Consider the following 20143-nt stretch of genomic DNA (forward strand, 5'->3'; position numbering starts at 1 on the left):
TGGGGGGAACATGGGGCGCGTCTTCGTCGCCGGCAGCATCAACATGGATGTGGTGGCGACGGCCGATCGCCATCCACGCGTCGGCGAGACCGTCGCGGGAAAACAGGTGCTGTATTTTCCGGGCGGCAAGGGCGCGAACCAAGCGGTCGCGGCATCGCGGCTCGGCGCCAGGACCACGCTGATCGGAAGGCTGGGACAGGATTCGTTCGGGGCCGAGCTGAGGACGTTCCTCGGCGCCCAGGGCATCGATCTCGCCTCCGTCCGCGAGGCCGACACGCACACCGGCACCGCGATCATCACCGTCGCGGCTTCCGACAACACCATCGTCGTCATTCCCGGCAGCAATGCCCTGGTCAGCGCGGACGACGTCAGCGTCGTGCCGCTGCTCAAGGGCGACGTCGCGGTCAGCCAGTTCGAGATCCCGCTGCCGACCATTGCCGCGTTCTTCCGGCGTGCGCGTAGCGCTGGTGCCACGACCTTGCTCAACCCGGCACCGGCGCAGGCGATGTCGGGGGAGCTGCTGGCGCTGGTCGACATCCTCGTGCTCAACGAGACCGAGCTCGGTTTTCTTGGGGGCACCGAGCTCTCCGACAGCGACGAGGCGGCGCGGATCATCGAAGTCGCGCGAAACCTTCGGGCGCGCGAGGACCAGACCATCTGCGTCACGCTCGGCAAGCGCGGCGTGCTCGCGCTGGCGGGCCGCGAGGAGATTGCGGTGCAGGGACGCGCAGTGAAGGCGGTCGACACGACAGGCGCCGGCGACTGTTTTGTGGGCGCGCTCGCCTCGCAACTGGCCGAAGGCGCCGCCTTGCGCGCCGCCCTCGCCTTCGCCAACGCCGCCGCCTCGATCAGCGTGCAGCGCATGGGCGCCGGGCCGTCGATGCCGACGGCCGCGGAAGTGGCGGCAGTGCTCAGCTCAGGCTGATCAAGCGAGCGCGCTCTTCAGGTCGAAGCTCTCATCGGCGGCCTGCTCCGGCGTGATCGAGCGGTCCATGCTCTGCAATCTCCGGCCGAACATGTGATCGCCGGCGCGGTTGATGGACTCGATGCCGAGCAACCTGTCGCCGTGATAGCAGAACGCCGAAAACGCCTTCCTGGCGGGATCGCCACGCAGCACGACGCGGTCGTAGCCGGTGGTGAGGCCGGCGATCTGAAGCTTGTCGTCGCCCTGGTCGCTCCAGAACCAGGGATGGCTGTCGTACGGTTTTCGGTCGCCGGTCAGGCGCGCGGCCAAGCAGCGGGCGTGGTCGGTCGCGTTCTGCACCGATTCCAGCCGCAACGATCCGCCGAAGCGCGGGCTTGCGAACAGCGCGCAGTCGCCGATCGCGGAAATGTCGGGATCGGCCGTCGACAGATATTCGTCGACGATGATGCCGGCGGCAACCGGCAGCCCCGCTTCGGCTGCGAGCTCGATATTCGGCAGCACGCCGACGCCGACCACGACGAGATCCGCGGGCAGATGCCGTCCGTCGCTCAGGGAGACGCCGGTGACCTTGCCGTTCTCGGCCTCGATGGAGGTTGCCTGCACGCCAAGATGGATGCGGATGCCGGCCTCGCGATGGCGGTCCTGAAAATATTCCGAGACCTCGGATGTCACCGCGCGCGCCATCACGCGCGGGGCGAGCTCGAGCACGTCGACCTCGAGACCCTTGATCCGCGCAGTGGCAGCGAATTCGAGGCCGATGAAGCCGGCGCCGATGATCACGGCGCGCGTCTTCGACGGCATGATCTGCCTGAGCGACTCGCTGTCGTCGAGGATGCGCAGATACTTCACGTCGGGCAGATTCGCATTCGGCAAATCAAGCAGCCGGTTGCGCGCGCCTGTCGCCAGCACGAGATGGCCGTAAGGCAGCGTCTCGCCGGATGCGAGGAGGACCTTGCGCGCCGCGCGATCGATCGAGACCGCGCGGCCCGCGATAAGCTCGATCTTCTGGTCCTGGTAAAATTTTTCGGGGCGGAACATGAGGCTCTCAGGCCCCGCGGAACCCTTGATATAGCCCTTGGACAGCGGCGGCCGCTGATAGGGCAGATGCGCCTCGTCATTGATCAGGCTGATAGGCTCGGAAAAACCCGCCTGGCGCAGCGATGCCGCGACCTGGTATCCACCATGGCCGGCGCCGACGATGATCACCGGACCCGTCATTGGGCAGCCCATTTCTTCAAGACACGAGCGTGACCCATGTCGTCTCCTCTCTCTATAGATGGCTTGGCTAGCCTAGGAGGAGCCGGCGCTCGTGTCCGTCCCTAAACGAAGGCGGCCCCATTTGAGCCTATCATTCCGCCCGACGCAAGGGTGGCTCGCGGGGCACTTGCGGCTGGGGATTGTCTCCCCTCGCCTTCTGCGATTTAGTTGCAGCAACGAACCTCTAGCCGGGGATTTCAAAAATGCCAGCTCCCGTCTCAAAGCCCGACGATCCCGCGCTGCTGCGGATCGACGGTGCGATCGCGACCATCACGCTCAACCGCCCCGCCGCGTTCAACTCGATCAACCTCGCGATTGCGCAGAAGCTCGAGCAGCTCGCGGCCTATATCGAAGGCGATAGCGCAATCAGGGTTCTGGTGATCGAGGGTGAGGGCCGCGCCTTCTCGGCCGGCGGGGATTTGCAGACGATCGGCGCTGCGGCGGAAGCGGGCACGGTGACGCCGGTCGTCGGCGAGCTCCTGAAGCACTATCATTCCTTCATTGAGATCATCAGGCGCATGCCGAAGATCTCGCTGTCGAGCGTGCACGGCTCGGCCGCCGGCGCCGGGATGGGCCTCGCCTTCGTCACCGATCTCTGCATCGCCGCGGAGGATGCCAAGTTCACGCCGGCCTATGCAAAGATCGGGGTGTCGCCGGACGGCGGCTCCACGGTCGGCATCGTCGGCACGGTCGGCTCCCGCCGCGCGCTGCAGATCTTTCTCGCCGAGGACAGTTTCACCGCGCGGCAGGCCCATGAATGGGGCCTCGTCGCCAAGACCGTTCCTGCGACCGAGCTGAAGGCGGCCACGCGACAACTCGCCGAGCGGCTGGCGCTGAACCCGCCGGCGGCGATATCAGGCACCAAGCAGCTGGTCTATTCCGCCGCGACCACGCCGGTGAAGCAGCAGCTCGACGCCGAGGAGCACAAGATCATCATGGCGATGAACACGGAGGAGTTCCGTGTCGCCGTGAAGAAGTTCACCAGCAAGGGCAAGTAGCGCTCACGCAATCAGCCTCACTGCGGACAGATATAGCCCGTCCCCGCCGGCGACTTGAAGCAGCCGACCGACTCCGGGAGCACGTGCCGCGGCAGCCACAGCACGACGCTCGGGAAGTAGATCGCGAACGCGATGGTGGTGAAGAACACGAGGTAGATCGGCAGCGCCGCGCGCAGCGCCTTTGCAAAGCTGATGCCGACGAATTTCGAGGCCATCAGCAGCACCAGCCCGTAAGGCGGCGTGATCAGGCCGAAGGCGAGCGTTGCGATCAGCACCACGCCCATGTGGACGCCGTTGATCTCGCCGGCCTCGGTGAGCGCATTGACCAGCGGCATGAAGATGATGATGGTCGGCACCGGCTCGATGAAATCCCCGACCACCGTGAACAGCAGCACCATCAGCAGCATGATCAGATGCGGGTCGTTACCCGCGATCGAAGTGATCATGTCGGCAATGTAACTGGCGCCGCGCAAATAGGCGAGCATCCAGCCGAAGGCATTGGCGGCGCCGATGGTGATCAGCGGCAGCGAGAAGATCAGGCCGGCGAGGCAGAAATCATACGGGATCTTCCTGATGTGGCCACGGTTGAGCGCGGGGATCACGACCAGGATGATCCAGACCACGGCGACGACGCCGGCTTCCGTCGGCGTGAACCAGCCGGTGAGGATGCCGCCCAGCAGGATCACCGGAATCATCAGCGGCAGCGCGGCATCTCCGGCCGCGAACACCACCTGCCGCAGCGGCGCGCGCGGTTTGCGCAGGCCCGATGGGCCGAAGAAATAGCAGTAGATCATCAGGCCGAAGCCGATCATCAGGCCGGGCACGACGCCCGCCATGAACAGGCCGGCGATCGAGACGTTGCCGACCGCGCCATAGACCACCGCCGTGATGCTCGGCGGCACCAGCGCCGCTATAGTGGAAGCTGATGCGATGATGGCGGCGATGAAGGCGGGCTCATAGCCCTCGCGCTTCATCGGGCCGCCGAGCGCGCGGCTCATTACGGCGACGTCGGCCGTGGTCGAGCCTGACATCTCCGAGAAGAACATGCTGAAGACGACCACGACCTGCGACAGCCCGCCTCTGATATGACCGACCAGCGACACCGACAGGTTGGCTATTCGCACCACCACATTGGCCGAGCTCATGAGCTCGCCGACCAGAAGGAAGAACGGGATCGCCAGCAGCGCCTCGGAATCGACGCCGTCGAAGATCTTCTGGATGATCGCGGCGAGCGAGACGTCCGAGAGGATCGCGCCGATGAACACGCCGGCCATCAGCGAGAACGGCACGGGCACGCCGAGATAGCCGAACGACAGGAAGCAGATCGACATCAAGGCGAGGACAACAGGTGCGCTCACGGCTGCGCCCTCATCTGCGCGTCGGTGACGACGGGCGCCCCATCCTCCTCCGGCGGCTCAGGATGGTCAAAACCGTTGCGCAGGCCGTTGACGAGCTGCTCGATGGTGAACAGCCCGATCAGCACGCCCGACAGCGGGATGATCGCGTAGAGCGAGGCGATCGGGGTGCCCGACGGCAGGCGGAAGCTGCCGAAGCCGCGCAGATAATTCTGATAGCCGTACCAGATCAGGCAGAAGGCAACGCCGAGCACGACGAGGCGGATGAGGACCTCGACGATCAGCCGCGATGTGCCGTGCATCGCCTCGGAGATTGCGGTGAGATAGAGATGGTCGTTGCGCCGCGTCGCCGCCGCGGTCCCGATGAAGATCGCGTAGATGAACAGTGTCGACGTGACCTCCTGCAGCCACAGCCAGGGATGGCCGATGGTGCGGGTGACGATGTCGGCGGTCACGGACAGCGAGAAGCCGAAGCAGAGCAGGCCGCAGAGGATCATCAGCGCGAGCTCAAGCCAGTCGAACGCGCGCCATTTCAGGTGGCGTTGCCGTTGCACCAGCAGTTTGTCGGCGATGGGCATTGTTGCTCCCGGCTACGGCTTTCCGTCATGGCCGGTCTTGTCCCGGCCATCCACGCTCTTGGCGCGGGCTCGAAGGAAGAACGTGGATGTCCGGGACATCTAGCGCGAAGACGCGCTTCGCGCTTCTGCCCGGGCATGACGACCTTGCTTGTGGTCAATTGATCGACCGGATCAAATTCTTGATCTTCTCGGCGTGCGGGCCGAGCTCCTTGGCGAGCTTGTCGAGATAGGGGTCGGCGATCGCCGTAAAGCTCTTCTTGTCGACGTTGTCGACGACCTTGACGCCCATCTTCTTCAGCTTCTCGGCCGCGGTGCGTTCGAGCTCGAACGCCTTGGCCGGCTCCTTGGAGCTGATCTCGTTGGCCGCGGTCTGCACCCATCCCTTCTGCTCGGGCGTGAGACTCTGCCAGAGCTTGTCGGAGATGAACACCAGCGCGTTGTTGGCCTCGTGCTCGGTGATGTTGAGGACGGGCGCGACCTCGTAATGCTTGTTGACGAGGTAGACGTTGATGCTGTTCTCGGCAACGTCGACGACGCCGGTCTGCAAAGACGTGTAGACGCTGCCGAACGGCATGTGCACGGTCTGGGCGCCGTAGGCCGGGAACATGGTGTCCTCGGTCGCGGTCGCCTGCACGCGGACCTTCAGCCCCTTGATATCAGCTACATTGTGGATCTCGCGCTTCGAATACATGTGGCGCACGCCTTGCGAGCCCGTCGCGATCACGTGCAGACCCTGCGTGGTCCCGTCGATCATGGTCTTGAGCGCTTCGAACACGCGGGGATCGGCGAGGCCCTTGATGACGTGGTTCTCGTCGCGGAACAGGAAGTGCAGCGACATCACGCCGGCCTGCGGCGAGATGGTCGCGGTGTTGGCGGAGGAGATGATGGCGAATTCGACGTCGCCGGCCTTCACGAGCTGGAGCACCTGCGGCTCCTGTCCGAGCTGCGCGCCGGGATACTGGTCGATGATCATGGTGCCCTTGCTCAATTCCTTGAGCTTGTCGGCAAACAGGTCGCCCGCGATCGAATACCCGGTGTTGCGCGGCTGGTCATAGGCGAAGCGATAATGCTTCACCTCCTGCGCTCCGGCGCCCGTGACGAAAAGCATGGCGGCCGCGGCCACGAGCCCATGTAAGAATCTTGGCATGGATCGCGCAATCATCGTTTCCCCCTGTTTTATCGCCCGCCGCTTGTGCGGTCTGAGCGCTCGTGCGAGTCGTTAATCCGTCTTTGGTCCAGTCCTCTGCATAAAGTCGAAGTCGCAGCCCTCGTCGGCCTGCAAGATGGTCTTGTCGAACAGCCAGGCGTAACCTCGCTTGGGTTCATCCGGCGCGGCTGCGGGCTTCAACGCCGCGCGACGCCGCTCCAGCTCGGCGGCATCGACCAGCAGCTCGATGCTGCGCTTTGCAACGTCCAGGCTGATCATGTCGCCGTTCTTCACCAGGGCCAGCGGCCCGCCGACGGCGGATTCCGGCGTGATGTGCAGAACGATGGTGCCGAACGCGGTGCCGCTCATGCGCGCGTCGGAAATGCGCACCATATCCTTGGTGCCGCCGCGCGCGAGCTTCTTCGGGATCGGCAAGTATCCTGCTTCGGGCATGCCCGGCGCGCCCTTCGGGCCGGCATTGCGCAGCACCAGCACGTCGTCGGAATTCACGTCGAGATCGGGATCGTCGACCCGCAGGGTCATGTCCTCGACGGATTCGAACACCACGGCGCGCCCGGTATGCTTCAACAGTTTTGGGCTCGCGGCCGACTGCTTGATGACCGCGCCACGCGGCGCGAGATTGCCGTGCAGGATGGCAAGACCGCCCTCTTTCTTGATCGGATTGTCGCGCGAGCGGATCGCGTCCTGGCCGGGCACGTCCTCGGCATTGGCGACGACATCGCGCAGCGTCTGACCACTGATGGTCTTGGCGTCGAGATCGATGAGGTCGCCGAGCTGCGCCAGCAGCTTCGGCACGCCGCCGGCATGGTGGAAATGCTCCATGTAATGCTCGCCGGACGGCTTGAGGTCGACCAGCACCGGGACTTCGCGGCCGATCTGGTCGAACGCCTCGAGATCGAGCCGGTGCGGCGAGCGATGCGCCATCGCGGTCAGATGGATCAGGCCGTTGGTCGAGCCGCCGATCGCCTGGAGCACGACCTGCGCGTTCTTGAAGGAGGCCGGCGTCAACAGTTCGCTCGGCTTCGGGCCCTTGGTCTTGGCCATCTCGGCGGCGACCTTGCCGCTGGCTTCGGCCAGACGGAAGCGCTCGGCATGGGGCGCGGGGATAGTCGCGCTCATCGGCAGCGACAGGCCCATGGCTTCGATCATGCAGGCCATGGTCGAGGCCGTACCCATCACCATGCAGGTGCCGACGGATGGTGCGAGGCGCCCGTTGACCGCCTCGATCTCGGCATCGTCCATGTCGCCGGCGCGATATTTCGCCCAGAGCCGGCGACAGTCGGTGCAGGCGCCCAGCACCTCGCCCTTGTGATGGCCGACCACCATGGGACCGACGGGAATGACCACGGTCGGCAAATCGGCGCTGATCGCCGCCATCACCTGTGCAGGAAGAGTCTTGTCGCAGCCGCCGATCACGATCACGGAATCCATCGGCTGGGCCCGGATCATCTCCTCAGTGTCCATCGCCATCAGATTGCGCAGATACATCGAGGTCGGATGCGCAAAGCTCTCGGCGATCGAGATGGTCGGGAACACGAACGGCATCGCGCCCGACAGCATCACGCCGCGCTTGGCGGCCTCGATGATCTCAGGAACGTTGCCGTGGCAGGGATTGTAGTCGCTATAGGTGTTGGTGATGCCGACGATCGGGCGCTCCAGCGCGTCGTCGGAATAGCCCATGGCCTTGATGAACGCCTTGCGCAGGAACAGCGAGAAGCCGGCATCGCCATAGCTCGTCAGACCCTTGCGCAGACCACTCGTCATCATGCCACTCCCTAGTTTGGCATTGTGGTACAGCCTGCCCCCTGATTGTCAATAAGACTGGTCCATATTGTCGCGCTTTCTGATCGGAAGCGCCACCTGAGGCACGAATTATTGACAATCTGTCCCTTCCCTGCTCCACAGGACGGACCGGCGAGAGGCCGGAGGCTGAGGGCATGTCCGACATACGCACTGCTGAGACAATGCCGGTCCGGCGTGACGATCCGGATGACGTGGTCGCGCGGCTGGAGGAGGACATCATCTTCGGACGGCTGCCGCCCGGCGCGCGCCTGACCGAAGACGCGCTGATGTCGCGCTACGGCACCTCGCGCCATTTCGTGCGCCAGGCGCTGGTCGATGCCGAGCGCCGCGGCATCGTCCGCCGCGAGAAGAATGTCGGCGCCACCGTGCGGTTCTATTCGGCCGAGGAGGTGCGGCAGATCTACGAGGTTCGGGAGATGCTGACGCGGCAGGCCGCGCTGATGATCCCTCTGCCCGCGCCGCAACCTCTCATCGACGAACTGACCGCCTTGCAGAAGCAGTATTGCGCGAAGGCAGACATACGGGATCTCCGGGGCATCCACGAGGCCAACGACGCGTTCCACGTCGCCCTGTTCTCGGCCTGCCGCAATCCCTATCTGGTGCGCTCGCTCCAGGACTACATGAACCTGACGCTGCCGATGCGCGCCAAAAACCTCGCCGACCGCGAGGGCCTGGCGCAATCGCGCCGCCAGCATGAATTGATGATCGAGCTGTTGAAGGGCCGCGACAGCTGGGCGCTGGCGCAGCTGTGCGTGGATCATATGCAGTTCAGCAAGTCGGATTATCTGGCAAGGATTGCGGGGGAGGCGGCGCGGCGGTAGGGCTTCGCTTCGACGTCTCAGGAGCTCGCGACCGGCCGGCGCGCGACGAGAACTGTGCCAATGCACTGCAGCACGATTTCACGCTTTTGATTGCGGAGATGGATTTGGTTGCGGACGACACCCCTGTCGGAATGCGACTTGGTTTCGCGCTTCTCTAGGATCGTCACCTCAAGACCAAGCTCATCTCCCGGGCGCACCGGCGCGGGCAACCTGAGTTCATCAAAACCGAGCCCGGCCAAAACACGAAGCGAAAAGGGCTGCGTCTTGCTCAACAATGAAATCAGGATCGCGAAGGTGTGAGCACTTGATGCCGTCAGCCCCGCAAAGACCGAGCGCGCGGCAGCTTCCTCATCGACATGAAAGGGCTGCGGGTCGAACTTCCTGGCAAATTCGATGATCTCGTCCTTCGATACCTGATACGGGCCCGCCGTCCGCAATTTGCCGACCTCAGCCTCGTCGAAATACAGCATGACCATCAACGTCTCCCAAGTGCCGGCTGGCCAAAGCTGCCGAATAGGCCTCTGATGTTCAGTACCGCCTCAACAACCCGCGATCCACACCGGCATCGCCATAGGCGGCGCAGGCCCGTTTCGGGTCTTTGATCAAGTCCGCGCGGACGCGGCGGAACGTTCTGCCGGCCGCGTCGGACACTTCGGAGCGGAATTTGCCGGGATCGTAGCTCTCGCCGTCGCGGGCCTTGATGGCCGCGGCATAGGCGTCGATCATCGCCATCGCGGCCTCGGGGCTGCCGAGCAGCCGGGCGCCGAGTTGAACGCCGCCGGCACCGTCGACCTCGTAACCGTCGCATCTCTGCTCCAGCACCACGGATGCGGTGACGAGCTGGTCGAGAAACGTCGCCTCGGTGTCGCTGAGCGCTGCGGCTCGCGCCTGTCCTGACACGAACAACGCGAGCATCGCGACAGCCGGCAGATTGATCTTCATGCTCAGCCGATCATGTGGATCGATCAGGCGCGCCCCTGACGACCCATGACGAGCCCGTACAGAAACAGGAGGATGATGGCACCGACCACGCTTCCGATGAAGCCGGCACCCTCCCCGAACTTATACCATCCCACGGCCTGGCCGAGCCAGGTCGCGACGAACGCGCCGACAACCCCCAGGATCGTCGTCAAAATGAACCCCTTGGGCTCGGATTTGTCGCCGGGCATGATGAACTTCGCGACAACGCCAACGATGAATCCGATGATGATCGTCCAAATGATACCCATTCGATCGCTCCAATCGGTCAGTTTGCAGATCAACGTCTGAAACGAATGCCTGATCGCTTGATGGGCCAGACGATCCCTGGAGCGACGTTGATCTAGATCAATGGACAGACGCGACCAGACCGAAAGCTGGTACCTGCGCTTTCTTGCGCGGAAAGGTGCTCAACGCGCTCCACTGCGCGACGCGGATCAGTGCATGGCGATCATCGGCGAGATCACGCACACCACGACCTACCGCTATGCCAAGCCGGTGACGTTCGGCACGCATCGGGCCATGTTCCTGCCGCGGCGCGGCGCCTCGACCCGGCTGCTTCGCTGGTCCGCTTCGACCAGCGTGCCGTCGAAGGTCCATTGGGTCACTGATTCCCGCTCCAATGCCGTCACGGTGATGGAGTTCAGCGAGCCCGGCAGCGAGCTGACATTCACCTTCAAGGTTCGCGGCATCTATTTCGGCATCAAGGGCCTGGAATCGTTTCCGCTGGAGCCCCGGGCCGAGGAAGTCCCCGTGCAGTATACGCCGGACGAATGGACCGACCTTGCCGGCTATCTGCGTCCGCACGCCGACGATCCGGACGGCAGCCATGCGGCCTGGACCAAGAGCTTCGTTGCCGGCGATCAGGACCGGACCGCTGACGTGCTGCGACGAATACTTGGGATGTTTCGCAGCGAGTTCAGCTATCGTGGGCGAGATGCGGAAGGCACCCAGTCCCCTGGCGAGACACTGCGCACGAGATCAGGGACGTGCCGGGATTTCGCCTGGCTGATGATCGAGACGTTGCGCAGGCTCGGCTTTGCTGCGCGCTTCGTCAGCGGTTATCTCTATGACGCCGCGCTCGACGGCGGCGCCGTGGGCATGACCGGCTCCGGCGCGACCCATGCATGGGTGCAGGTGTTTCTGCCCGGCGCCGGCTGGCTGGACTACGATCCAACCAACAGCCTGAGCGCCGGCTTCGATCTCATCCCGGTCGCGATTGCGCGGCATCCGGGCCAGGCCGTGCCGCTGGCCGGCTCGTGGTTCGGCGATCCCGGCGACTATCTGGGCATGTCGATCAATGTCGCCGTTCACAAGATCGGCGAAGTGCTCGATCCTTCGGAAGGATAGACTACCGGCACAGGCGCGGCGGTCGCTGACCATGGTGTTTGTTCGCAACAACACAAAGGGACACGGACCGCTCGGCGCCGTCGCCGCGCCGTTCGAGGGCCTGAAAGACCGGATCAGGCAACTCTACGAAGGCGACACGTTCGGCTGCATCAGATTCCGCTACGTCTTGCTCGTGCTCGACATCGTCACGGTCCTGTTCATCATTGCGACGTCGTTCCTGCCGCGCAACAGGGTGATCGAGTCGCTCGATGTCGTGTTCGGTGTCCTGATCCTTGCTGACTTCTCGGCACGGATGATCATCAGCCGTCAGCCGCTGCATGACCTCGCGCGACTTTCCACCTGGACCGACATCGTCGTGATCATTTCCTTCCTGGCGCCGCTCGCCGGAGAAGCCGGCGGCTTCCTGCGCGCATTTCGAACGTTGCGGCTGCTGCGCGACTATCAGATGGTGGCGCGGCTCCGCGTCGATAGCGCTTTCTTCCGCCGAAACGAGGAGGTCGTCTTCGCGGTTGCGAACCTCGGCGTGTTCATCTTCGTGATGACGGGGATCGTCTATGAGACCCAGAAATCTCACAACACCCAGATCTCCAACTATGCCGACGCGCTCTACTTCACCGTCACCGCACTGACCACGACCGGTTTCGGCGACATCACCTTGCCCGGCACCGTCGGGCGCCTGATCACCGTCGTCATCATGATTTTTGGCGTGACCCTGTTCCTGAATCTCGCCAAAGCCCTGCTCGCGCCCTCCAAGGTGCGCTTTCCCTGCCCGGTCTGTGCCCTCCAGCGCCATGACGTCGACGCGGTGCATTGCAAGGCGTGCGGGACGATCTTGAACATTCCCGACGAGGGCATGGACTAGGCTGCAGCCCGTGCCACGAAGGGCTTCCCCTCACCCCGCAGCGGGAGCGAGGGGCCCATCATGTTCTACCGCTTATTCCAATCGATGATCCGGCTCGGGTCGGCGTCGAACTCCATGCTGCAGAACGTGCCGCCCTGGAAATAATCGCCGACCGGATCCGGCTTCAGCTTGGCCTGCTCGGCCATCGCGTGCTCGCGGAAATCTTCGGCGCGTCCCGTGGGGCGATAGCCGAATTCATAGGCGCGGTGGTTGTCCCACCAAGCGCGCTCGTTCAGCGAAGCGCCGTAGAAGACCTCGAAATGGATGTCGGGATGTTCGAGCCCGATGCGGCAGAGCTGCACGAGGTCGTCGGGCTTGAGCCAGATCGAGAGCCGGCGCTGGTCGAGCGGCATGTCGCCGAAATTGCCGATGCGCAGGCACGTTACCTTGAGCCCATGCTTGTCGGCGTAGAGCGCGCCGATGGCCTCGCCGAACACCTTGCTGACGCCGTAGCGTCCGTCGGGGCGCGGAGTGACGTCGGTGCCGATCTTGTGGTGGCGCGGATAGAAGCCGACGGCGTGGTTCGAGGAGGCGAACACCACGCGCTTGACGCCCTTGCGGTAGGCGGCTTCGAACAGATTGTAGCCGCCGATGATGTTGGCCTGGAGGATCTGGTCCCAGGTGCCTTCGACCGAATAACCGCCGAAATGGATGATGCCGTCGACACCCTCGCAGATCGCCTCGCACTGCGCGAGATCGGCGAGATCTGCCGCCTTGAATTTTTCGTTCGCGCCGAGATCGGCCGGCGGCTTGATGTCGGAGAGCAGGAGATCAGGATAGATCGGCGGCAGCAGTTTTCGCAGGCTCGTGCCGATTCCGCCCGAAGCTCCCGTCATCAAAATACGCGGCATGTTGTCCCTCGCCAGTGGTGACCGATTTGCGGTCACATGTCTCTAATGATAGCAGGATTGTCCAGAGGGAACGAAACGAGAGAACCGACATGAATGAGGCATCGTCCCACACCCAGGAGCGGCCAGGCTGGCGGCCGGCGACCTATTACCCCGATCCGGCCATTCACGCACTTGACCCCCGTTTCGAAAAATACTGGCTGAAACTGTCGGCGGTGGAGCGGCTCGCGACCGGCCTGCGCTGGGCCGAAGGGCCGGTGTGGTTCGGCGACGGGCGCTATCTCTTGTGCAGCGACATCCCGAACCAGCGCATCATCAAATGGGAGGAGGAGACCGGCGCGGTTTCGGTGTTCCGAAAGCCCTCCAACTTCGCGAACGGCAATACGCGCGACCGCCAGGGCCGGCTCGTCACCTGCGAGCATGGCGGGCGCCGTGTGACCCGAACCGAATATGACGGCACCATCACGGTGCTGATGGATCAATTCAACGGCAAGCGGTTGAACTCGCCGAACGATGTCGTTGTTAAATCGGACGGCTCGATCTGGTTCACCGATCCGACCTTCGGCCTGCTCGGCAATTACGAGGGCTACAAGGCCGAGAGCGAGATCGAGCCGAACGTCTATCGGCTCGACCCCGCAACCGGCAAGGCGACCATTGTCGCCGAAGGCGTGCTCGGTCCGAACGGGCTGTGCTTCTCGCCGGACGAGAAGATTTTGTACGTCGTGGAATCGCGCGGCGTGCCGAACCGCAAGATCCTTGCCTATGACGTTTCGCCTGAGGGCACCACGATTTCGAACAAACGCGTCCATATCGATGCGGGGCCTGGCACGCCCGACGGCATGCGCTGCGACATCGACGGCAATCTCTGGTGCGGCTGGGGCATGGGCGATCCCGAGCTCGACGGCGTCGTGGTGTTCGCGCCCGACGGCGTCATGATAGGCCGCATCGCGTTGCCCGAGCGCTGTGCGAACGTCTGCTTCGGCGGCGTCAAGCGCAACCGCCTGTTCATGGCGGCGAGCCAGTCGATCTACGCGCTGTATGTGAACACGCAGGGGGCGATGGGGGGATAGGCACTCGGCAAGCGACGGTCCCGTAGGGTGGGCAAAGCGAAGCGTGCCCACCATCTCTCGTTCGTCGCGCAGTGGTGGGCACGTCGCTACGCTCCTTTGCCCACCCTACGGCACTGTCTTCCGTCATTGCGAGCGAAGCGAAGCAATCCAGACTGCCTCCGCGGCAAGATTCTGGATTGCTTCGTCGCTCGCGCTCCTCGCAACGACGACGGAGCGAAAAGAAAAACGCCGGAGCGGTTGCCCGCTCCGGCGTCATTCTTTTCACGCGCTAAAACTTACGCCGCGTTGAAGCCGGCCACCGCCTTCACCTCGAGGAAATCCTCGAGGCCGTACTTGCCCCACTCGCGGCCGTTGCCGGACTGCTTGTAGCCGCCGAACGGAGCGGTGCGGTCGTTGGGCACGCCCTGGAGGTTGACGTTGCCGGCGCGGATCTGGCGGCCGACGCGCTTGGCGTCCTCGACCGTCGCGCCCGAGACGTAGCCGGCAAGGCCATACGGCGTGTCGTTGGCGATCTGCACGGCGTCGGCTTCGTCCTTGGCGCCGAGGATGGTCAGCACCGGTCCGAAGATTTCCTCGCGGGCGATCGTCATCTCCAGGGTGACGTCGGCGAAGATGGTCGGACGGACATAGAAGCCCTTGTTGACGCCTTCGGGCAGGCCCGGGCCACCGGCGACGAGGGTTGCGCCCTCGTCGATGCCCTTCTTGATCAGCGCCTGGATCTTGTCCCACTGGCCACGGTTGACGACCGGGCCGATGGTCGTGCCTTCGCCGCGGGGATCGCCCGCCTTGGTCTTGTCGGCGACGGCCTTCGCGATCGCGGCGACTTCCTTCATCTTGGACAGCGGCACGATCATGCGCGAGGGCGCGTTGCAGGACTGGCCGGAGTTGTTGAACATGTGCATCACGCCGCCGGTCACCGCCTTCGTGAGGTCGGCGCCTTCGAGGATGACGTTCGGCGACTTGCCACCGAGCTCCTGGCTGACGCGCTTCACGGTCGGCGCGGCGCGCTTGGCAACGTCAATGCCGGCGCGGGTCGAGCCGGTGAAGGAGATCATGTCGATGTCGGGATGCTCGCTCATGGCGGCGCCGACCTCGGGGCCGAGGCCGTTGACGAGGTTGAACACGCCCTTCGGCACACCGGCTTCATGGAGGATTTCCGCGAAGATCAGCGCCGAGGTCGGGGTGAATTCCGACGGCTTCAGGATCATGGTGCAGCCGGCGGCAAGCGCAGGCGCGACCTTGCAGGCGATCTGGTTGAGCGGCCAGTTCCAGGGCGTGATCATGCCGACCACGCCGATCGGCTCACGCAGCACCATGGCGGTGCCGACCGGTTCCTCGAAATGATAGTTCTTGAGCACGTCGAGCGTGGTCATGAGATGGCCGAGACCGGCGCCGGCCTGGAGCTTTTCGGCCATCGGCAGCGGCGCGCCCATCTCGTCGGAGACGGCGGCGCCGATCTCCTTGAGGCGGCCCTTGTAGATTTCGATCACCTTGGTGAGCAGCGCGACGCGCTCTTCACGGCTGGTCTGGGAGAAGGTTGCAAAGGCGCGCTTGGCGGCGGCAACCGCCTTGTCCACGTCAGCCTTGGAGCCCAGCGCAACCTCGTACATCGCCTCTTCCGTCGCGGGATTGACCACGGCGGTGGACTTCTTGACGGCGGGATCGACCCAGGCGCCGTCGATGTAGAATTGCATGCGATTGACCATTTTGACCTCTTCTTGGGAGCTTGGAGGGGGCGTTTCGGCAGGCATCCTTGCACGAAAGCGCCGGCAGTTGAACCCGCCATATGCGGGGCCAGCGTTGCGGCGGACGGAGGGATATAGGGTGATGGACGTGCCCGAGGCAAGCGTGGGTCCCGGCTCAGCGTCGCGACATTTCATGTCGCGCCGCGTCCGGGACACGAGACTGGAACGAGTCGAAACAGCTCTCATGCCCCGGGTGCAGCGCAGCGCTCCTTAGCGGTGCGCTGCTAAGCCGGGGCCCATGTCGACGGTTACCTTGACTACACCGCCATCTTCCGATGCAGCACCGGCGCGCCGGTGGTGAGGCTTTCGGCCGCATCGATGATCGCATTCGCGTCGATGCCGTAGTGGCGATAGAGGTCGGCGATGCTGCCGGTCTGGCCGAACTGCTCGACGCCGAGCGCCTCGACGCGATGGCCGCGGACGCTGCCGAGCCAGCCGAGCGCGGACGGATGGCCGTCGATCACGGTCACGATGCCGCAGTCGCGCGGCAGCGGCGCCAGCAGCTTTTCGATGTGGCTGAGATGCTGCACGCCGCGCCGGTCGCGCCGCAATTTTCGCGCGGCGGTCCACCCCGCATGGAGACGGTCGGCCGACGTGATCGCAAGCAAACCGATGTCGCGCCGGCTCTCGCCGATGAAGCCGGTGGCTTCGATCGCCTCAGGGGCGACCGCGCCGGTATAGGCGATCACGACCTCGGCATTCGGGCCCGGCTTGCGCAGCCAATAGGCGCCATCGGTGATGCCCTGTTGAAGCTCCGGCGTCATGATGCGCTGCGCCTGCTCGATGCTGCGCGTCGAGAGCCGCAAATACACCGAGCCGCCCTCGCCCGGCTCCCGCTGCATGTGCTGGAATCCGAAAGCCATGATCACGGCAAGCTCGTCGACGAAGGCCGGCTCGAACGAGGCGAGCCCATCCTGCGCCATGCCGATCAAGGGCGTTGCGATCGACTGGTGCGCGCCGCCCTCCGGCGCGAGCGTGATGCCCGACGGCGTCGCCGCCACCATGAAGCGCGCATCCTGGTAGCAGGCATAGTTCAGCGCATCGAGGCCGCGCTCGATGAAGGGATCGTAGAGCGTGCCGACCGGCAGTAGTCGCGTGCCGTTGATCTGGTGCGACAGGCCGAGCGCGGAGAGCATGATGAACAGGTTCATCTCGGCAATGCCGAGCTCGAGATGCTGGCCCTTCGGTGAGAAGTCCCAGTTGAAGGTGGATGGAATTTTCTCGCTGCGGAATAAGTCGGCCTTCTCGGCGCGCGCGAACAGGCCGCGGCGGTTCACCCAGGGGCCGAGATTGGTCGAGACGGTGACGTCGGGCGAGGTCGTGACGATGCGGCTGGCGAGCTCGCTGTCGCCGCGCGCGATCTCGTTCAGCACGAGGCCAAAGCCCTGCTGGGTTGACATCTGCGGCGACGGCTTGAAGGCGAGCTGCGCGGGCACCTCGACCACGGGCGCGGTCAGTCGGCGTCCGTCCTGGTTGAACGGCACGCGCGCCAGGAACGCATCGAGCTCGGCCGCGTCTTGCGTCAGGCCCTCGTACTTGTCCCACTCATGGCTCGCGCGGATGTTCTGGCTCTCGCGATATTTCTCCATCTGCGCGACCGTCATCAGGCCGGCATGGTTGTCCTTGTGGCCCTGGAACGGCAGGCCGACGCCCTTGATGGTGTAGGCGATGAAGCAGACCGGGCGGTCGTGATCGATGGATTCGAACGCCTCCAGCATGCTCGCCATGTCGTGGCCGCCGAGGTTCGACATCAGCGCCAGCAGCTCCTCGTCGCTGCGCTTGTCGATCAGCTTGGTGATCGGCCCCTGGTCGCCGATCTCGTCGTGCAGGTGCTTACGGAAGGCAGCACCGCCCTGGAAGCACAGCGCGGCGTAGAGCGCGTTCGGGCAATTGTCGATCCAGCGCTTCAACGCCTCGCCGCCCGGCTCGGCGAAAGCTTCGCGCATCAGCCGGCCGTATTTCACGATGACGACGTCCCAGCCGAAATTGCGGAACATGGTCTCGAACTTTTCCCAGAGCCCCTCGCGCACGACGGCGTCGAGCGACTGGCGGTTATAGTCGACCACCCACCATGTGTTGCGCAGGCCGTGCTTCCAGCCCTCGGCGAGCGCCTCCCAGATATTGCCTTCGTCCATCTCGGCGTCGCCGACGAGGGCAATCATCCGCCCCTCGCGGCGATCCTTCGCCCAGCCATGCGCCTTGACGTAGTCCTGCACCAGCGAGGAGAACAGCGTCTGCGCGACGCCGAGGCCGACCGAGCCGGTGGAGAAATCGACGTCGTCGACGTCCTTGGTGCGCGAGGGATAGGACTGCGCGCCCTTGAAGCCGCGGAAATTCTCCAGCTTCTCGCGGCTCTGCCGGCCGAACAGGTACTGGATGGCGTGGAATACCGGGCTCGCATGCGGCTTCACCGCGACGCGGTCCTCGGGGCGCAGCACACTAAAGTACAGCGCCGACATGATGGTCGCGAGCGAGGCGGATGAAGCCTGGTGGCCGCCGACCTTGAGGCCGTCCGCATTGGGGCGGATGTGGTTGGCGTGGTGGATGGTCCATGACGACAGCCACAGCGCCTTGCGGCTGAGGGCGGTCAACATGTCGAGACGGTCGGAATCAACGGGCATGGGCAATGCTCCCGGAAATCATCCCTCATGATACGCCTGGGGGCAGCGCCAAACTTCTCAATTTTTCGCGCCATACCCGACGATATTGGGATATTTTACCAATCAGATGCTCTCCGATACAGGTTTCATCCCAATGCCCGACCTCGACGCCATCGACCGCAAGATCCTCGCGCTGCTGCAGACCGACAGCCGGCTGACCATGCAGGAGCTTGCCGACAAGGTCGGGCTCGCGGTCTCGCCCTGCCACCGCCGGGTCAAGCTCTTGGAGGAACGCGGCGTCATCTCGCGCTATATCGCGACCGTCGACCAGAAGGCACTGGGGCTGCATGTCAGCGTGTTCATCTCGATCAAGCTGGCACGGCAGAAGGAGGAGGACCTCAACCGCTTCGCCCGCGCCATCTCGAAATGGGACGAGGTGCTGGAGTGCTATCTGATGACCGGCAACCGCGACTACCTGCTGCGGGTGGTGGCGGCCGACCTCGCCTCCTACGAGACGTTCCTCAAGACCAAGCTGACCCGGCTCGACGGCATCGCCTCGATCGAGTCCAGCTTTGCCCTGAGCCAGGTGAAATATTCGATCGCGCTGCCGGTGTGACAGACTGTCATTGCGAGGAGCCCTTGCGACGAAGCAATCCAGACTGCCTCCGCGGAGGGATGCTGGATTGCTTCGCTGCGCTCGCAACGACGGCGGAGGAGCGGCTCCGGGCAATTCCGAAGCAGCAAAAGGCGACGTTGTCACATGGATGAAACAAAGGGCACCGATGGTCATTTGACAACCGTCCCCACCCGAGAACCGCAACCATGACTGCATCCGACCGCACCTCCGAAACCGCCAAGCGCGAGCGCATCATTCAGGAGATGGCCGACGATCTCGACGAGGAGCTGGAGATGGAGATGGATGATGCCCGTCTCGACGAGCTCCTGGACGAGACCGACGCGCTGAACCCGACGGTCGACCGCAAGCTCTATTTCCGGGAGCTGCTGCGGCTCCAGGGCGAGCTGGTCAAGCTCCAGGACTGGGTGCACAGCGAGAAGAAGAAGGTCGTGGTGCTGTTCGAGGGCCGCGATTCCGCCGGCAAGGGCGGCGTCATCAAGCGCATCACCCAGCGCCTCAATCCCCGCATCTGCCGCGTCGCGGCGCTTCCCGCCCCGAGCGAGCGCGAGCGCACGCAGTGGTACTTCCAGCGCTACGTGTCCCACCTGCCGGCCGGCGGCGAGATCGTGCTGTTCGACCGCAGCTGGTACAACCGCGCTGGCGTCGAACGCGTGATGGGCTTCTGCACCGACGAGCAGTACCAGGAGTTCTTCAAGACCGTGCCGGAGTTCGAGCGAATGCTGATCCGCTCCGGCATCATCCTGGTCAAATACTGGTTCTCGATCACCGACGACACGCAGCAGTTCCGCTTCACCATGCGCATCCGCGACCCGCTGAAGCAATGGAAGCTGAGCCCGATGGACGTCGAAGCCCGCACCCGTTGGGAGGCCTACACCAAGGCCAAGGAGACCATGCTGGAGCACACGCATCTGCCGGACTCTCCGTGGTGGATCGTCGATGCCGTGGACAAGAAGCGCGCCCGGCTCAACTGTATCTCGCATCTGCTCAGCCAGATCCCATACCAGGAAGTGGCGCACGTGCCGGTGGTGCTGCCGGAGCGCGTGCGCAATCCCGACTATCACCGCGGCCCGATTCCGCCGGAGATGTACGTGCCGGCGAAATACTGACGG

The 20143-nt window shown here is 64.3% G+C and carries 19 protein-coding genes; 8 read left to right on the top strand and 11 right to left on the bottom strand.

The window, feature by feature from the left end:
* The first annotated feature begins 10 nt into the window (after window positions 1-10).
* Window positions 11-925 (top strand): ribokinase, encoded by a 915-nt coding sequence (locus QA642_RS34885; protein ID WP_283080937.1) that lies wholly within the window; start codon window positions 11-13, stop codon window positions 923-925.
* Here the strand turns inward: QA642_RS34885 and QA642_RS34890 are convergent, their stop codons facing one another.
* The gene (locus tag QA642_RS34890; protein WP_283080938.1) at window positions 926-2143 is read right to left on the bottom strand and encodes an FAD-dependent oxidoreductase; all 1218 of its coding nucleotides are present in this window, start codon (window positions 2141-2143) and stop codon (window positions 926-928) included.
* A gap of 242 nt (window positions 2144-2385) precedes the next feature.
* Between QA642_RS34890 and QA642_RS34895 the strand changes: the two genes are divergently transcribed.
* Window positions 2386-3180 (top strand): enoyl-CoA hydratase-related protein, encoded by a 795-nt coding sequence (locus QA642_RS34895; protein ID WP_283080939.1) that lies wholly within the window; start codon window positions 2386-2388, stop codon window positions 3178-3180.
* A gap of 17 nt (window positions 3181-3197) precedes the next feature.
* Here the strand turns inward: QA642_RS34895 and QA642_RS34900 are convergent, their stop codons facing one another.
* The 4 genes from QA642_RS34900 to QA642_RS34915 form a co-directional block, all read right to left on the bottom strand.
* Window positions 3198-4538 carry a TRAP transporter large permease gene (locus tag QA642_RS34900; protein WP_283080940.1) on the bottom strand — a complete coding sequence of 447 codons (1341 nt, stop codon included), beginning with the start codon at window positions 4536-4538 and terminating at the stop codon, window positions 3198-3200.
* Window positions 4535-5113, bottom strand: a complete 579-nt coding sequence (locus tag QA642_RS34905; RefSeq protein ID WP_283080941.1) for a TRAP transporter small permease — start codon at window positions 5111-5113, stop codon at window positions 4535-4537. Before QA642_RS34905 ends, QA642_RS34900 begins: the two co-directional genes overlap by 4 nt.
* Before the next feature lie 154 nt (window positions 5114-5267).
* Entirely contained in the window at window positions 5268-6275 is a 1008-nt protein-coding gene (locus tag QA642_RS34910) for a TRAP transporter substrate-binding protein (RefSeq protein WP_283080942.1), read from the bottom strand.
* Between the two features lie 57 nt (window positions 6276-6332).
* Window positions 6333-8045: an IlvD/Edd family dehydratase gene (locus QA642_RS34915; protein ID WP_283087037.1), complete on the bottom strand. Its 1713-nt coding sequence runs from the start codon at window positions 8043-8045 to the stop codon at window positions 6333-6335.
* Window positions 8046-8218: 173 nt separating this feature from the next.
* On the opposite strand from QA642_RS34915, the gene QA642_RS34920 reads away from it, so the two are divergent.
* Window positions 8219-8905, top strand: a complete 687-nt coding sequence (locus QA642_RS34920; RefSeq protein ID WP_283080943.1) for a GntR family transcriptional regulator — start codon at window positions 8219-8221, stop codon at window positions 8903-8905.
* 17 nt (window positions 8906-8922) lie between these two features.
* Here QA642_RS34920 and QA642_RS34925 read toward each other — a convergent pair whose 3' ends face one another.
* From QA642_RS34925 to QA642_RS34935, 3 genes are read right to left on the bottom strand one after another with little or no spacing between them, the layout of a single operon-like run.
* Complete coding sequence (locus tag QA642_RS34925; RefSeq protein ID WP_283080944.1) at window positions 8923-9381, bottom strand: MaoC/PaaZ C-terminal domain-containing protein; 459 nt, start codon at window positions 9379-9381, stop codon at window positions 8923-8925.
* Window positions 9382-9433: 52 nt separating this feature from the next.
* Window positions 9434-9847: a hypothetical protein gene (locus QA642_RS34930; protein WP_283080945.1), complete on the bottom strand. Its 414-nt coding sequence runs from the start codon at window positions 9845-9847 to the stop codon at window positions 9434-9436.
* A gap of 23 nt (window positions 9848-9870) precedes the next feature.
* Window positions 9871-10134, bottom strand: coding sequence for a GlsB/YeaQ/YmgE family stress response membrane protein (locus QA642_RS34935; protein WP_283080946.1), 264 nt, complete (start codon window positions 10132-10134; stop codon window positions 9871-9873).
* Window positions 10135-10234: 100 nt separating this feature from the next.
* On the opposite strand from QA642_RS34935, the gene QA642_RS34940 reads away from it, so the two are divergent.
* Both QA642_RS34940 and QA642_RS34945 read left to right on the top strand, forming a co-directional pair.
* Window positions 10235-11233: a transglutaminase family protein gene (locus QA642_RS34940; protein WP_283080947.1), complete on the top strand. Its 999-nt coding sequence runs from the start codon at window positions 10235-10237 to the stop codon at window positions 11231-11233.
* Window positions 11234-11264: 31 nt separating this feature from the next.
* Entirely contained in the window at window positions 11265-12095 is an 831-nt protein-coding gene (locus QA642_RS34945) for an ion transporter (RefSeq protein WP_283080948.1), read from the top strand.
* 65 nt (window positions 12096-12160) lie between these two features.
* Here the strand turns inward: QA642_RS34945 and QA642_RS34950 are convergent, their stop codons facing one another.
* Window positions 12161-12985, bottom strand: coding sequence for an NAD(P)-dependent oxidoreductase (locus tag QA642_RS34950; protein ID WP_283080949.1), 825 nt, complete (start codon window positions 12983-12985; stop codon window positions 12161-12163).
* Between the two features lie 89 nt (window positions 12986-13074).
* Here QA642_RS34950 and QA642_RS34955 point away from each other — a divergent pair, with 89 nt between their 5' ends.
* Complete coding sequence (locus tag QA642_RS34955; RefSeq protein WP_283080950.1) at window positions 13075-14052, top strand: SMP-30/gluconolactonase/LRE family protein; 978 nt, start codon at window positions 13075-13077, stop codon at window positions 14050-14052.
* Between the two features lie 275 nt (window positions 14053-14327).
* On the opposite strand, the gene QA642_RS34960 is transcribed toward QA642_RS34955, so the two are convergent.
* Both QA642_RS34960 and QA642_RS34965 read right to left on the bottom strand, forming a co-directional pair.
* The gene (locus QA642_RS34960) at window positions 14328-15758 is read right to left on the bottom strand and encodes an aldehyde dehydrogenase family protein (RefSeq protein ID WP_283080951.1); all 1431 of its coding nucleotides are present in this window, start codon (window positions 15756-15758) and stop codon (window positions 14328-14330) included.
* Window positions 15759-16054: 296 nt separating this feature from the next.
* Window positions 16055-18418, bottom strand: a complete 2364-nt coding sequence (locus tag QA642_RS34965) for a transketolase (protein ID WP_283080952.1) — start codon at window positions 18416-18418, stop codon at window positions 16055-16057.
* A gap of 133 nt (window positions 18419-18551) precedes the next feature.
* On the opposite strand from QA642_RS34965, the gene QA642_RS34970 reads away from it, so the two are divergent.
* Both QA642_RS34970 and ppk2 read left to right on the top strand, forming a co-directional pair.
* Window positions 18552-19013, top strand: a complete 462-nt coding sequence (locus QA642_RS34970; RefSeq protein WP_283080953.1) for an Lrp/AsnC family transcriptional regulator — start codon at window positions 18552-18554, stop codon at window positions 19011-19013.
* A 206-nt stretch (window positions 19014-19219) separates the two neighbouring features.
* Window positions 19220-20140 carry a polyphosphate kinase 2 gene (ppk2, locus tag QA642_RS34975; protein WP_283080954.1) on the top strand — a complete coding sequence of 307 codons (921 nt, stop codon included), beginning with the start codon at window positions 19220-19222 and terminating at the stop codon, window positions 20138-20140.
* Window positions 20141-20143 lie beyond the last annotated feature (3 nt).

The sequence above is a fragment of the Bradyrhizobium sp. CB2312 genome (genome assembly GCF_029714425.1).
GTDB lineage: Bacteria > Pseudomonadota > Alphaproteobacteria > Rhizobiales > Xanthobacteraceae > Bradyrhizobium.

What these genes read in the sequence shown, in the direction of transcription:
- QA642_RS34935 (WP_283080946.1), bottom strand. Translation starts at nt 10,134, where the DNA reads ATGGGTATCATTTGGACGATCATCATCGGATTCATCGTTGGCGTTGTC.
- ppk2 (WP_283080954.1), top strand. Translation starts at nt 19,220, where the DNA reads ATGACTGCATCCGACCGCACCTCCGAAACCGCCAAGCGCGAGCGCATC.
- QA642_RS34940 (WP_283080947.1), top strand. Translation starts at nt 10,235, where the DNA reads ATGGACAGACGCGACCAGACCGAAAGCTGGTACCTGCGCTTTCTTGCG.
- QA642_RS34925 (WP_283080944.1), bottom strand. Translation starts at nt 9,381, where the DNA reads ATGGTCATGCTGTATTTCGACGAGGCTGAGGTCGGCAAATTGCGGACG.
- QA642_RS34960 (WP_283080951.1), bottom strand. Translation starts at nt 15,758, where the DNA reads ATGGTCAATCGCATGCAATTCTACATCGACGGCGCCTGGGTCGATCCC.
- QA642_RS34970 (WP_283080953.1), top strand. Translation starts at nt 18,552, where the DNA reads ATGCCCGACCTCGACGCCATCGACCGCAAGATCCTCGCGCTGCTGCAG.
- QA642_RS34910 (WP_283080942.1), bottom strand. Translation starts at nt 6,275, where the DNA reads ATGATTGCGCGATCCATGCCAAGATTCTTACATGGGCTCGTGGCCGCG.
- QA642_RS34895 (WP_283080939.1), top strand. Translation starts at nt 2,386, where the DNA reads ATGCCAGCTCCCGTCTCAAAGCCCGACGATCCCGCGCTGCTGCGGATC.
- QA642_RS34905 (WP_283080941.1), bottom strand. Translation starts at nt 5,113, where the DNA reads ATGCCCATCGCCGACAAACTGCTGGTGCAACGGCAACGCCACCTGAAA.
- QA642_RS34945 (WP_283080948.1), top strand. Translation starts at nt 11,265, where the DNA reads ATGGTGTTTGTTCGCAACAACACAAAGGGACACGGACCGCTCGGCGCC.
- QA642_RS34890 (WP_283080938.1), bottom strand. Translation starts at nt 2,143, where the DNA reads ATGACGGGTCCGGTGATCATCGTCGGCGCCGGCCATGGTGGATACCAG.
- QA642_RS34915 (WP_283087037.1), bottom strand. Translation starts at nt 8,045, where the DNA reads ATGACGAGTGGTCTGCGCAAGGGTCTGACGAGCTATGGCGATGCCGGC.
- QA642_RS34955 (WP_283080950.1), top strand. Translation starts at nt 13,075, where the DNA reads ATGAATGAGGCATCGTCCCACACCCAGGAGCGGCCAGGCTGGCGGCCG.
- QA642_RS34885 (WP_283080937.1), top strand. Translation starts at nt 11, where the DNA reads ATGGGGCGCGTCTTCGTCGCCGGCAGCATCAACATGGATGTGGTGGCG.
- QA642_RS34965 (WP_283080952.1), bottom strand. Translation starts at nt 18,418, where the DNA reads ATGCCCGTTGATTCCGACCGTCTCGACATGTTGACCGCCCTCAGCCGC.
- QA642_RS34920 (WP_283080943.1), top strand. Translation starts at nt 8,219, where the DNA reads ATGTCCGACATACGCACTGCTGAGACAATGCCGGTCCGGCGTGACGAT.
- QA642_RS34930 (WP_283080945.1), bottom strand. Translation starts at nt 9,847, where the DNA reads ATGAAGATCAATCTGCCGGCTGTCGCGATGCTCGCGTTGTTCGTGTCA.
- QA642_RS34950 (WP_283080949.1), bottom strand. Translation starts at nt 12,985, where the DNA reads ATGCCGCGTATTTTGATGACGGGAGCTTCGGGCGGAATCGGCACGAGC.